Raw genomic sequence first — 12,561 nt, 5'->3', positions numbered from 1 at the left:
ATGCGATGGGTTACGTTCGACTGCTACGGAACTCTGGTCGACTGGCGGCACGGCCTCCTCACCAGCATGGAGCTGATCGCTCCCGGGCGGGGGGCGGGGCTGCTGGAGACGTACCTCCGGCACGAGCTGGCCGTCGAGGAGAAGTCGCCCTCGATGCGCTACCGCGAGGTGCTGGCCCAGGCCCTGCGCAGGGCGTGCGCGGAGGAGAGGGTGCAGCTCAACGCCGACGACGCCTCGGTGCTGGCCACGACGCTGCCGTACTGGCCGGTCTTCCCCGAGGTCGGGGCCGAGCTGTCGGCGCTGCGCGCGGCCGGCTGGCGGCTCGCGCTGCTGACGAACTGCGACCGCGACCTCATCGCCGAGACGCGGCGGCGGCTGCCGGTGGCGTTCGACGCGGTGGTGACGGCGGAGGACGCGGGGGCGTACAAGCCGGCACCGGCCCACTTCGAGCTGTTCGGGGACTCGTACGAGCCGGAGGTCTGGGTGCACGTGGCCCAGGGCTACCACCACGACATGCTGCCCGCGCACCGGCTGGGCCTGCCCCGCGTATGGATCAACCGCCTCGGGGAACACCCGTCCGGCGAGCAAGTCGTCGAGCACGTCCGACCCGACCTCACCAACCTCCTCGACACCGTGCGAGCCGCCCAGCGCCCCTGGCCGCGCCCGGCGGGCGGCTAGGTTCGCTGGTCCAGCACGTCGGCGATGCCGGACAGGAAGGAGTCGACGTCGGCGATGAGATAGCCCGCCCTGAACAGCACGGTCGAGAACCTCGCCTCCCGTACGTCCGCGGCCGTCACCGGGAAGTCGGTCGTGCCGCGTAAGGTGGCCACGATCCGGTCGAGGAAGGCGTCGATCTCGTCCTCGTTGTAGCCGGTGCCCATGCGGCCGGGGCGGAAGGCCACCCGCTCGACCCGGGCGGCCTGGGTCTCGAACCACTCCTCGCGCAGCATCTCGCCCGTGGGCTCGGTCATCGCCAGCCGGCTGGGCCGCCTGGCCTGGGCCTCCAGCGCCACCACGAACGCCTCCAGGGCGAAGTCGACCGCGGTCTCCTGGTAGCCGCCGCGTCTGGCGCGGAACGTGGCGCCGCGCACCTCGTCGGGAGTGACGGGCTCAAGGGCGTGCGAGCCTCTGCCCAGAGTCGACTCGATGCGCCCGATCAGGGCGTCCACCTCGGCGGGGTCATAGCCTGAACGCATGCCCATGACGCGCGGAAAGCGGTTCAAGCCTCGCTCCTCTTGAACTGTGTGCTGGGGTGCCTCCATTGTCGGACCTTTATCCCGGCCCTGCGACCCGGCAGGTACGGTTGCGGCACCATGCGTCTGTCCAAGGTCTCCTTCCGCTACCGAAGGCGTGATCCCCTCGTCATCGAGGACGCCGACACCCACCTCGCCCCCGGCGACGTGATCGAGCTGACCGGCGCGAACGGAGCGGGCAAGTCGACCCTGCTGCGCCTCCTGGTGGGCCTGGCCGAGCCGACCACGGGCACGATCACCGACCGGCCGCGGGTCGTCGGTTTCGCGCCCGACCGGTTCCCCACGGGCCAGCCGTTCACGGTGACGGCCTACCTGCGGCACGCGTCCCGCGTACGCGGCGGCGCCCGCTGGGAGCCGTGGGCCGAACGCCTCACCATGGGCCACCTCCTCGGCACCCCGCTGGGCGACCTGTCGAAGGGCAGCGCGCACAAGGTCGGCCTCGTCCAGGCACTGATGGCCGAGCCGGGGCTGCTGATCATGGACGAGCCGTTCGCGGGTCTCGACGCGGACACACGCGAGGCGCTGCCCGCGATCGCGACCGAGGTGGCCGGGCGGGGCGGCATCGTCGTGGTCAGCGACCACCAGGGCGGCTTACGCGGCCTGCCGGGCCTGCGGCACTGGTCGATGGTGGACGGCCACCTCAAGGAGGGCACCGCGGCCCCGGTCGTGAGCAGCCCTGAGACTGACACCACGGGGGCCGAGACCACGGTGGCCGTCACCCTGCCCGCCGGCGACCTCCCGCGTTTCCTGGCCAGGATGCGCGAGGAGGGCTATCGGGCCCGCGAGATCGAGGAGACCGGATGATCGCCCTGGCCGTCTTCCGGGTGGCCGCCTACGTGCGCTCGCACCGGGTGTTCCAGGCGCTGCTCCTCACGCTGGCCATGCTGGCGATCGTGCACGGCAGCCGGGCGCCCCGGGGCGAGGAGGCCGCCGTGCTCACGGACGGCGCGGTGCTCCTCGTCCCCATCCTCGCGTGGGCGGCCAGGAGCCTGCTCGACACCGAGCCGGACCGGCAGCGCGAGATGTCGGCGGTCCAGGTCGGCGGGCGGGGCAGGGAGGTGGCCGCGGGGCTGCTGGCGGCGTTCGCGAGCTGTGCCGTGTTCGCGGGGCTGGGCCTGGTGTGGGCTCTGCTGCTGGGCATCACGGGGTCGCCGTCGCCCGACGTGCTGGGCGCGGGCGTCGCGCTGCACGTGGTGTCGGCGCTGACCGGCACCGCGCTGGGCGCGCTCACCAGCCGCGCCGTCCTGCCGTCGCCCGCCGTCTCGATCATGGTCCTGCTGCTCGGCTATCTGGTGATGTTGCTGCTCAGCGCCTCGTCGCTCTATTGGCTGACAGTGCCGCTCATCTCATGGATGAAGGCCGCCAACGCCGGGGAGCTCGCCGCCCGGCTGCCCCAGCTCGCCGCGATCTCGCTGGCCTGGTGCCTGGCCGGCCTCGCGGCCTACGCGCTGCTGCGACGACGGCGAACGTGACCCGCTGTGCGTCCGCCGAACGCGGCGGGTCAGGTGCCTGCTCACTCGGCGGCGGCGAGCTGACCGCAGGCGCCGTCGATCTCGCGGCCGCGCGTGTCACGCACGGTCACCGGCACGCCGTGGAACTGCAACCGCCGTACGAAGGCCCGCTCGTCCTCCGGCCGCGAGGCCGTCCACTTCGACCCGGGGGTCGGGTTGAGCGGGATGAGGTTGACGTGCACGAGCTTGTTCCTGACCAGTTTGCCGAGCAGGTCGGCCCGCCACTCCTGGTCGTTGATGTCCTTGATCAGCGCGTACTCGATCGACACCCGCCGCTTGGTCCTCGCCGCGTACGCCCAGGCGGCGTCGAGCACCTCCGACACCTTCCACCGCGTGTTGATCGGCACCAGCGTGTCGCGCAGCTCGTCGTCGGGCGCGTGCAGCGACAGCGCCAGCGTGACCGGCAGGCCCTCGTCGGCGAGCTTGCCGATGGCCGGGACCAGCCCGACGGTCGAGACCGTGACGCCGCGCGCGGAGATGCCCAGCCCGTGCGGGGCGGGCTCCACCAGGCGGCGCACCGCGCCGATCACCTGCTTGTAGTTGGCCAGCGGCTCGCCCATGCCCATGAACACGACGTTGCTCACCCGCGCGGGACCGCCCGGCACCTCGCCCGCGGCCAGCGCCCGCGCCCCGCTCACCACCTGCTCGACGATCTCGGCGGTGGACATGTTGCGCGTCAGACCGGCCTGGCCGGTGGCGCAGAACGGGCAGTTCATGCCGCAACCGGCCTGCGACGACACGCACATCGTGACCCGGTCGGGATAGCGCATCAGCACCGACTCGACCAGCGCCCCGTCGAACAGCCGCCACAACGTCTTACGCGTGGTGCCCCCGTCGGTGGTCAGCTCGCGAACCGGCGTGAGCAGATCGGGCAGCAGCGCAGCCAGCTTCTCCCTGGCCGCCGCGGGCAGGTCGGTCATCGCGCCCACGTCGGTGGTAAGGCGCTCGAAGTAGTGGCGCGAGAGCTGATCGGCGCGGAAAGCCTTCTCGCCCAGCTCGGTGACCGCCGCGCGCCGGTCGGCCATCGACAGGTCGGCCAGGTGCCGTGCGGGCTTGGCCCGCCGGGGCGCGACGAAGGTGAGCTGGCCTGGAGGCTGGGACACGTTGCTGCCTTTGCTTGAGGGGTTTGCGACCAGGGTAGTGAACGTTCGGATCGGAGGTGGAATTCCTGGTCAAGGTATGGCTCGCGTCTTGGTCTCCGGCCGATCTACAGTCATCTCGTATGGCGATTTTCCGGTCGGCATCCGGCGAGGGCGGCACCGAGGTCGTGCTCGCGGCAGGCAACCCGTACGGGAGCCGCACGCTCGTGGTCGAGCGCGACGACGACTCCTCGGTAGCTTACCTGTGCTCGCCCGACGGCACGGTCCACGGGGCCGTCTGGCTGGCCAACCACCGTCCCGCCCCACCCGTGGTCGACCTGTCCCGCATCAACGCCGGGCGGCCGCCGCTCATGCCCAGGCCCAACACGCTGCACCCCGAAGGACGCAGACCACTCGGGCAACTCAGCCCCCTGTGGTTCGAGGAGGGCGACGGCGTGGCGCTCTACGAGGACGACGACCTGCTCGCCGTCATCCCCGGCTGGGCCGACATGAGCAGGGGCATGCCCGGCTACGCGCGCGACGCGGTGGGCGAGTCGCCGTTCGCCTGGGCGTTGTCGGAGGCGCTCGAAGGGTTACAGCCCCGTATCTCGAACGCCAGATCCTACTGGCGCTGGCGGCACAGCGAGGGGTCGTGGCCGTCGTTCCAGCAGTTCGTGATGGGCCATCTCGACCGGGTGCTCGGACCGGCGGGCCGCTACTGGGACGCCAGCGGCGAACAGCTGCCCACCGTCGGCATCACCGAGCGCCCGCCCCACGGTGAGCGCGGGTTCACCGTGCTGACCACGGTCGGGATGAGCTGCCAGCGCATGCCCACGGTGGAGCAGTGGATCGACCGGCCGGGCGCGTACGCCAGGATCGAGCTGGCCGTGGCCACCCGGGAGGACCCGCGGGACGCGGCGCTGCTGCTGGTGTGGCTGTCGCAGTATCCGTGGCACTCGGTGACGTGGCTGGGCCATGGGCACACGGCGAAGTGGTATCACGACCCTTCGACGTTCCCGCTGGGGCCGCAGTACTCGGGGGTCCTCATGCAGGCCAACCCACCCCACATGCCCGACATGTCAGGCTTCGCATTCGGCGGCGAGACCGTACGGTGGCTCTGGCTGTCCCCCGTCACCACGCAGGCCCTGGAATCCCAGGAGCAACCCCTGCCACAGGAGAACGGCTAGAAGAACAGCGTCATCAGCAGCCAGACCGGCACCAGCGTCGTGACCAGCGAGTCCAGCCGGTCCATGAGGCCGCCGTGGCCAGGAAGGATCGTTCCCAGATCCTTGATGCCGAGATCCCGCTTGATCATCGACTCGATCAGGTCCCCCACGGTCGCCAGCAGCGCCGCCAGCGCGCCGATCAGCGCCCCCTGCCAGATCTGGCCGCCGAGCAGCCACGTCACCAGCCAGGCCCCGACCGCCGTGCACGCCACCACCGAGCCGGCCAGACCCTCCCAGGTCTTCTTCGGACTGATCACCGTCAACCGGTGCCGGCCGAACAGCACGCCCGCGATGTACCCGCCGATGTCGCTGGCCACCGTCACCGCGATGAAGATCAGCACCCGGTGGTCGCCGTCTTCCGGCTTGAGCAACAGCGGCACGAACGCGCTCAGCATCGCGGGATAGAACAGCGTGAACACCGACGCCGACGCGTCGCGCACGTAACCGTCCGTGCCGTCGCCGAACATCCGCCAGATCAGCAGCACGAACGCGAACACCGCGAACGAGGCCAGCAACCACGCCGGCCCGCCCCAGTACGCCCCCGCCTGCATCGCCACCAGCCCCGCCAGCACCGGCACGGCGGGAACCCTGATGTCACGGGTGGCGAACGCCTTGATCAGCTCGAGCGCCCCGACCCCGACGGCCCCCACGACCACCAGGAGGAACAGCTCCTTGATCGAATAGATCGTGCCGAGGACCAGCGCGCCCAGCGTCGCGCCGACCGCGATCGCCGCAGGCAGGTTCCTTCCGCTACGGCCGCCGCCGCTCGAGCTGCTGCCAGCCGTACGTTCTTCCACAGACTTCTCCAAGAGCCACGGCCCCCGCCAACGGCGGCGAGGGCCGTAGTGCAGACCCGCTACCTTCAGCGGCCCGTCGTGCGCGGTCCGCCCTGCGGCGCGCCGCTCAGACCTCGAGCAGCTCGGTTTCCTTGTGCTTGAGCAGCTCGTCGATCTTGGCGACGTGCTTCTGGGTGAGGTCGTCGAGCTCCTTCTCGGCCCGCCGGACCTCGTCCTCGCCCGCCTCGCCGTCCTTGATCATCTTGTCGAGGACCTCCTTGGCGGAGCGACGGATGTTGCGCACCGACACCTTGGCGTGCTCGCCCTTGTTCCTGGCGACCTTGATGTACTCCTTGCGGCGCTCCTCGGACAGCTCCGGGAACGTCACGCGGATCACCTGACCGTCGTCGGTGGGATTGACGCCGAGGTCGGAGTCGCGGATGGCCTTCTCGATCGCGCCCATCGAGCTCTTGTCGTAGGGCTGGATGAGCACCATGCGCGCCTCGGGCACGTGGAAGGACGCCAACTGCTGGATCGGCGTCGGCGTGCCGTAGTACTCGGCGTTGATCTTGTTGAACATCGCGGGGGTGACACGGCCCGTACGGATGGTTGCGAAGTCCTCCTTCGCCACCGAAACGGCCTTGTCCATCTTGTCCTCGGCTTCGAGGAGGGTTTCGTCGATCACAGCGGCTCCCTGTCTTCTAGCTGGCGGTGTCGGGCTCGCTCCGTCATTTGCCTGCGGGACTCACCAGCGTGCCGATCTTCTCACCGCGTACCGCTCGCAGGATGTTGCCCTCGCCCATCAGGTCGAAGACCACGATCGGCAGATCGTTGTCCTTGCACAGGCTGATCGCGGTGGCGTCCATGACCGCGAGGTCGCGCAGCAGCACCTCGCCGTAGTCGAGGTGGTCGAAACGGACCGCGTCGGGGTTCTTGCGGGGATCGGAGTCGTAGATCCCGTCGACCTGCGTGCCCTTGAGCAGCGCCTCGGCGCCGATCTCCAGGGCCCGCTGGGACGCCGCGGTGTCGGTGGAGAAGTATGGTGAGCCGAGCCCCGCGCCGAAGATGACCACGCGCCCCTTCTCCAGGTGCCGGATCGCGCGGCGCGGCAGGAACGGCTCTGCCACCTGCTGCATGGTGATGGCGGTCTGCACGCGGGTCTCCACGCCTCGCCGCTCGAGGAAGTCCTGGAGCGCCAGGCAGTTGATGACCGTGCCGAGCATGCCCATGTAGTCGGCCCTGGCCCGGTCGATGCCCCCCTGCGACAGGGTGGCGCCGCGGAACATGTTGCCGCCGCCGACCACCACGGCGACCTGCACGCCCTCCTTGACCGCCTCGGCGATCGAATCGGCCAGGTGATCGACGATGACCGGGTCGATGCCCAGCGGCTCGCTGCCGGCGAACGCCTCTCCTGACAGCTTCAGCATCACCCGTTTCCACCTGAGGGTGCTTTGCGGGTGTTGAGATGAGGAAGCCGCCGTCCGTGTGGATTCGTGGGCTGGCTCCCTTTGGTCCTGCACGGCGGCGGCCTCCTTCGTTCGGCGGATCGTTGAGCTGGCAGCTTGCCTAAGCCTAAGCCTGGCCGACCTTGAAGCGGACAAAGCCGAGGACCTCGACGCCGTTCTCCTCGGCGTACTTGCCCACGCTCTTCTTGTTGTCCTTGACGAAGGCCTGCTGCAGCAGCGTGAAGTCCTTGTACCAGCCGTTCACGCGACCCTCGACGATCTTGGCGACGGCGGCCTCGGGCTTGCCCTCGTCACGGGTCATCTCCTCGAAGAGCTTGCGCTCCTTCTCGACGACCTCGGCGGGGACGGAGTCGGCCTTGAGGTACTGCGGGGCCATCGCGGCGGCGTGCTGGGCGATGTCCTTGGCGACCTCGGCGTTCGGCTTGTCGAGCTGGACGAGCACGCCGACCGCCGGCGGCAGGGCCGGGTCGGTCTTGTGCATGTAGGCGCCGATGTAGCCGCCCTCAAGCACCGAGAACCGCCGGATCTCGATCTTCTCACCGAGCGCGGCGTTGGCGGTGTCGAGGTGCTCCTTGACGCTCTTGCCGTCGAAGGAGGACTCCAGCAGCGCCGCCACGTCGGCGGGCTTCGCCTCCAGGATGTGCGCGACGACCTGGCCGGCCAGCTCCTGGAAGCGCTCGCCCTTGGCCACGAAGTCGGTCTCGCAGTTGAGCTCGAGCAGCGCGGCGGCGGAGTCGCCGTCCTGCTGGAGCGCGACCAGGCCGTTGGAGGCCGTACGGGCCTCGCGCTTGCCCACGTCCTTGGCGCCCTTGAGGCGCAGCAGCTCGATCGCGCGGTCGAAGTCGCCCTCGGACTCCTCCAGCGCCTTCTTGCAGTCCATCATGCCGGCAGCGGTGATCTCACGAAGCCGCTTGACGTCGGCCATGTTCACGGAAGCCATTGCTCTTTTTCCTTGTGGGATTTCGTCGTCGTCATCGTGGTCCGGGCGGGGGCCGGAGCGGCCGTCCACCCTTGGTTCGTACGGCCGGCGCGTGCCGTACTGGAGCCTTGTCTTGCCCTGGGCTCGGGTCGGCTCGGCGTTGCTGCTGCTTGCCTCGGCATACTGCCCAGCCTCGCCACGGCCTACCACCTCGCCACCGCCACCATCGCCGGTCCGGCGCCCGAGCCTTGGAGTAGCCCACCCGGCGTGGGGGAGCCGCCCCGGCGTGCCGTCCTGGCCCGGCCATTTTGCCGTGCCGGGACGCACACCTTGCCTGGCCGGCCACTCATGGCCCGGTAGCCATCCGGTGGCTTGCCTTGTTCAGCTGTCACGTCGCCCTGCTCGCTCGCCCGGCCTCGCCTTCGCGGCCGCGCTCACTCGCCTGGCCTTACCTTGCTCGCCCGGCCCGTCTTGCTCACTCGGCCTTACTCGCTCGCCTGGCCTCAGCTTGCTCACTCAGCCCTGCTCACGCGCCCGACCTCGCCTCTGTTGGCTTGGCCCTGCCCACGCGCCTGGCTTCGCCTCGCCTCGCTCTGGCCCTAGCCCTGAGCCCTGGCCCGCTCGGCCGTGCTCACTCGCCCGGCCTCACCCTTGCGGGTTCGCCCGGTTCGGTCCGGCCGCGTAACCGACCTTGCCCGGCCCGCGCGACCAGCCCGGCCGCTGAGGCCGACCTGGCGCCCGAACGGTACCGTTCGGCTCCCCGGGCCCGCGGCAGGCACCACGGCTCTCGCCTCCGGCCTCCCCCGAGGAGCGGACCGGAGGTCCGCCGCGGAGCGGACCGGAGGTCCGCCGCGGTGCCGGCCCGTACCGTGTCCCATCCATCAGAACACGGCCGGACCGCACGTACGGACCCCCGGGACGTGGCATCGGACCGCTGCTCGAAGCGCCGCCAGGCGTCAGGCCTGCTCGGTGGTCTCGCCCTCGGCGGCGGGCGCCGTCGAGTCGTCGGTCGCGGCGACCGCCTCGGGCGCCACAGCCTCGGGAGCGGCGGCCTCAGGAGCGGCGGCCTCAGGAGCAGCAGCCTCGGGAGCGGCAGCCTCGGGAGCGGCGGCGGCCTCAGGGGCCGCAGGGGCCTCCTCGGCAGCGGCGGCCTCAGGAGCGGCCCCGGCCTCACCGGCGCCCTGCTCGATGAGCTCGCGCTCCCACTCGGCCAGCGGCTCGGCGGCGGCCGGCTTCTCGTCACCGCGGGCGGCGCCGGAACGGGCCATCAGACCGGCCGCGACACCGTCGGCGACCACCCTGGTGAGCAGGCCGACGGCGCGGATGGCGTCGTCGTTGCCCGGGATCGGGTAGTCGACCTCGTCGGGGTCGCAGTTGGTGTCGAGGATCGCGACGACAGGGATGCCAAGCTTCTTGGCCTCGCTGATCGCGATGTGCTCCTTCTTGGTGTCGACGACCCACACCGCGCTCGGCACGCGGCCCATGTCGCGGATGCCGCCGAGCGTACGCTCGAGCTTGTCCTTCTCACGACGGCGCATGAGGAGCTCCTTCTTCGTGAGCCCCGAGCCGGCGACGTTGTCGAAGTCGAGCTCCTCGAGCTCCTTCAGACGCTGAAGCCTCTTGTGCACGGTGGAGAAGTTGGTGAGCATGCCACCCAGCCAGCGCTGGTTGACGTACGGCATACCGACCCGCGCGGCCTGCTCGGAGATGGCCTCCTGCGCCTGCTTCTTGGTGCCGATGAAGAGGATCGTGCCGCCGTGGGCGACGGTCTCCTTGACGAAGTCGTAGGCGCGGTCGATGTACGACAGAGACTTCTGCAGGTCGATGATGTAGATGCCGTTGCGCTCGGTGAAGATGAAGCGCTTCATCTTCGGGTTCCAGCGCCGCGTCTGGTGACCGAAGTGAACGCCACTCTCAAGCAACTGTCGCATGGTGACGACGGGGGCCATGTGCTGGTCCTCCAGGTCTTGGCGCCCTGCGGATGGGCGCGGTTCTCGGTTGTGCCGCGACAGCGCGTCGGCTGCCGCCCTGATGCCCCGAACCCGCTCCCGCCGGGCACGTGGCCCGGACCGATGGCGCGGTCCGCAATGGGGCATGCGAAGTCGGCCTGTGGTCACAGGCCACCGAAAAGTCTACCTCCCACACCGCCCCAGGCTGACCGTCTGCGGTCAAACAGACAGTGCGCCCTATTCCCCTATGTGCCGCTCGGCCTCCTGCTTCCGCGTCGCGCTCAGGCGTGAGCGAGCGTCGTGGTCCTCGGTGGGCAGCCCCGGGACCGGCCTCTGCTGGACGGGGAACAGATTGATCTGCGCCTCGGCGAGCCTGGCCCCCTTGGGAGCGTCCCGCTCCTTGCGCTGCCGGGCGATGTACGGCTCGAGGAGCTCCTCGATCTGCCGGTAGATCTGGACCAGCTCCTCGGCGTCGACCCTGATCCGGTGTCGGCTGAAGTGGGTCGCATCGCGCCATTCTTCGCTCTCCCGGTCGACGCTCGCCAGCGCCCGTTCCGCCTCCTCGTTGGCCGATCGCCGGAACTCCGCGATCAGCAACTCCTTGGCGGCCCTGACCTCCGGTTGGTCATCGGGCATGATCCCGATGCCGAGCGGCCGTTCCACGGCGGTCTTCCACAGTCGTTCCCTGCCGTCGCCGCGCGGGGGCGCGTCCTGCACGAAGCCGTACTTGGCCAGCATCCGCAGGTGGTAGCTGGCGGCGCTGGGCGTGATCCCGGCGTGCTCCGCCACCTCGGTCGCGGTGGCGCTGTCCTCCAGGCCGAGCCACTGCAAGATCGACAGCCTCGCCGGGTGCGCCAGCGCCCGCATCGCCATGGGATCGCTGAGCCACTTGCTCTCCTGCGTCATACGCCAAAGGTACCCACCAAAAGGTCTGAAGCATTGCCTTCATAACTGTGAAGGGTTATCTTCATAGTTATGAAGCATTCCCTTCACACCTTGCCCGACACCGAACCCGCCCCATCACCGCCGCCCCTCCGAAGACAGCGCGACTACCGTCTGCTCTGGACGGCACGCACGGTCTCGGTCACCGGCTCGGAGGTCTCGAAGCTGGCCATCCCCTTGACCGCGGTCACCCTGCTGACGGCCTCCCCGTCCCAGATGGGCCTGCTTACCGCGGCCTCCGCGGTCCCGGCCCTGCTGTTCGGGCTCCAGTCGGGCGCCATCGCCGACCGCCTCATCCGGCACCGCCCACTGATGATCGCCTGCGAACTCGTCTCCTGCGCGGCCGCGCTCACGGTCCCGATCGCCTGGCTCCTCGGCCTGCTGAACGTGGCGTGGCTGATCATCGTTGCCCTGACGATCGGCACGGCGGGAGTGCTGTTCAAAGCGGCGAACTTCCCGCACATCGCGGCCGTGGTCGCGCCCCAGCAGCGCACCGAGGCGATGGCCGGCTTCCACGCCTCCTACTCGGTCGCCTCGGTCAGCGGACCGGGGCTGGCCGCACTCCTGATCCAGTTCCTCACGGCGCCGCTGGCCGTGCTGGCGGAGGCGTTCTCGTTCCTCGCCTCGGCCTTCCTGCTCCGCGCCATCCGCACCCCGGAACGCAACACCCCCACGACCTCCAAAGGCATGTGGCGCGACGTCATGGAGGGACTCAAGGCGAGCATCACCCACCCGGTGCTCCGCGCCCTCCTGGCCGCCGGCGTAACGATCAACTTCTTCGCGATGGCGTACACGGCCGTCCACATGCTCTACATGCTGAACGAACTGCACATCCCGAAGGGCCTGATCGGCGCGCTCATCGCCCTGGGCGGCGCGGGCGGCCTGCTGGGCGCATGGCTGACGCCCCGTCTGTCCAGGCGCTACGGCGAGGAGCGCGTCCTCCTCACCTCGGTGATCTTCTTCCCGCTGGAGATCCTCGCCGCCGGCCTGCTGACCGGCCCCCTGTGGTGGAACCTCGCCATGCTCGCCCTCACCGGCACGATCATCGGCGGCCTCGTCGTCGCCTTCGCCACCTGCATGGGCGTGATCACCCTGCGGGAAGCCGCCCCGGAACTCCGGGGCCGGGTGAACGCCACCATGACCTTCGCCGTACAAGGCGTTCTGGCCCTGGGCGGCCTCAGCGGCGGCCTCCTGGCCGAGTTCCTCGGCCTGCGTCCGGTGGTCCTGATCTGCGCGGCAGGCATGGCCTTGAGCACCATCTGGCTCTGGACGTCCCCCCTACGCCCCACACCCCCCACCACCGAACCCACCCCACCGCCGCATCCCTCACCCCCGCAAACCCTGACCCACTTGATCACCTCCAAACGCCACTCCTGGCCCTAACCCCACATCACGTCCCCCACCCCACCGCCTCACCAACACCCACCAGCCCTGCTTCCA

13 protein-coding genes are annotated in these 12,561 nt (G+C 70.0%); 5 read left to right on the top strand and 8 right to left on the bottom strand.

Translation table 11 applies throughout. The annotated features are described in order from the left end of the window. Positions 1-678 carry an HAD family hydrolase gene (locus tag ABD844_RS15370; RefSeq protein WP_344877364.1) on the top strand — a complete coding sequence of 226 codons (678 nt, stop codon included), beginning with the start codon at positions 1-3 and terminating at the stop codon, positions 676-678. On the opposite strand, the gene ABD844_RS15365 is transcribed toward ABD844_RS15370, so the two are convergent. Next, on the bottom strand, positions 675-1,223 hold the full coding sequence (locus tag ABD844_RS15365; protein ID WP_344877362.1) for a DivIVA domain-containing protein: 549 nt from the start codon (positions 1,221-1,223) through the stop codon (positions 675-677). The genes ABD844_RS15370 and ABD844_RS15365 overlap by 4 nt on opposite strands. A 90-nt stretch (positions 1,224-1,313) precedes the next feature. Here ABD844_RS15365 and ABD844_RS15360 point away from each other — a divergent pair, with 90 nt between their 5' ends. Beyond that, positions 1,314-2,057 carry an ABC transporter ATP-binding protein gene (locus ABD844_RS15360; protein ID WP_344877360.1) on the top strand — a complete coding sequence of 248 codons (744 nt, stop codon included), beginning with the start codon at positions 1,314-1,316 and terminating at the stop codon, positions 2,055-2,057. Beyond that, on the top strand, positions 2,054-2,725 hold the full coding sequence (locus tag ABD844_RS15355; RefSeq protein ID WP_344877358.1) for a hypothetical protein: 672 nt from the start codon (positions 2,054-2,056) through the stop codon (positions 2,723-2,725). Before ABD844_RS15360 ends, ABD844_RS15355 begins: the two co-directional genes overlap by 4 nt. A gap of 41 nt (positions 2,726-2,766) precedes the next feature. On the opposite strand, the gene rlmN is transcribed toward ABD844_RS15355, so the two are convergent. After that, entirely contained in the window at positions 2,767-3,867 is a 1,101-nt protein-coding gene (gene rlmN, locus ABD844_RS15350) for a dual-specificity RNA methyltransferase RlmN (protein WP_344877356.1), read from the bottom strand. A 119-nt stretch (positions 3,868-3,986) separates the two neighbouring features. On the opposite strand from rlmN, the gene ABD844_RS15345 reads away from it, so the two are divergent. After that, positions 3,987-5,030: a suppressor of fused domain protein gene (locus ABD844_RS15345; RefSeq protein ID WP_344877354.1), complete on the top strand. Its 1,044-nt coding sequence runs from the start codon at positions 3,987-3,989 to the stop codon at positions 5,028-5,030. Here ABD844_RS15345 and ABD844_RS15340 read toward each other — a convergent pair. The 6 genes from ABD844_RS15340 to ABD844_RS15315 all read right to left on the bottom strand — a co-directional run bounded on the left by ABD844_RS15340 (position 5,027) and on the right by ABD844_RS15315 (position 11,085). After that, the gene (locus ABD844_RS15340) at positions 5,027-5,866 is read right to left on the bottom strand and encodes a phosphatidate cytidylyltransferase (RefSeq protein ID WP_344877352.1); all 840 of its coding nucleotides are present in this window, start codon (positions 5,864-5,866) and stop codon (positions 5,027-5,029) included. The genes ABD844_RS15345 and ABD844_RS15340 overlap by 4 nt on opposite strands. A 106-nt stretch (positions 5,867-5,972) precedes the next feature. Beyond that, on the bottom strand, positions 5,973-6,530 hold the full coding sequence (frr, locus tag ABD844_RS15335) for a ribosome recycling factor (RefSeq protein ID WP_344877350.1): 558 nt from the start codon (positions 6,528-6,530) through the stop codon (positions 5,973-5,975). Between the two features lie 43 nt (positions 6,531-6,573). Beyond that, entirely contained in the window at positions 6,574-7,272 is a 699-nt protein-coding gene (gene pyrH, locus ABD844_RS15330; protein WP_219912434.1) for a UMP kinase, read from the bottom strand. A 145-nt stretch (positions 7,273-7,417) separates the two neighbouring features. Further along, positions 7,418-8,251, bottom strand: coding sequence for a translation elongation factor Ts (gene tsf, locus ABD844_RS15325; protein WP_344877348.1), 834 nt, complete (start codon positions 8,249-8,251; stop codon positions 7,418-7,420). Between the two features lie 935 nt (positions 8,252-9,186). After that, a complete protein-coding gene (gene rpsB, locus ABD844_RS15320) occupies positions 9,187-10,179 on the bottom strand; it encodes a 30S ribosomal protein S2 (RefSeq protein ID WP_344877346.1) in 993 nt (330 codons plus the stop codon). A 237-nt stretch (positions 10,180-10,416) separates the two neighbouring features. Then, the gene (locus ABD844_RS15315; protein WP_344877344.1) at positions 10,417-11,085 is read right to left on the bottom strand and encodes an ArsR/SmtB family transcription factor; all 669 of its coding nucleotides are present in this window, start codon (positions 11,083-11,085) and stop codon (positions 10,417-10,419) included. A 69-nt stretch (positions 11,086-11,154) separates the two neighbouring features. Here ABD844_RS15315 and ABD844_RS15310 point away from each other — a divergent pair, with 69 nt between their 5' ends. Next, on the top strand, positions 11,155-12,504 hold the full coding sequence (locus ABD844_RS15310) for an MFS transporter (RefSeq protein WP_344877341.1): 1,350 nt from the start codon (positions 11,155-11,157) through the stop codon (positions 12,502-12,504). Positions 12,505-12,561 lie beyond the last annotated feature (57 nt).

This window comes from Nonomuraea antimicrobica, from assembly GCF_039536965.1.
GTDB classification, from domain to species: Bacteria; Actinomycetota; Actinomycetes; order Streptosporangiales; family Streptosporangiaceae; genus Nonomuraea; species Nonomuraea antimicrobica.
Note: the sequence above shows the minus strand (reverse complement) of the source record. Positions and strands in the feature narration are given on the sequence as shown.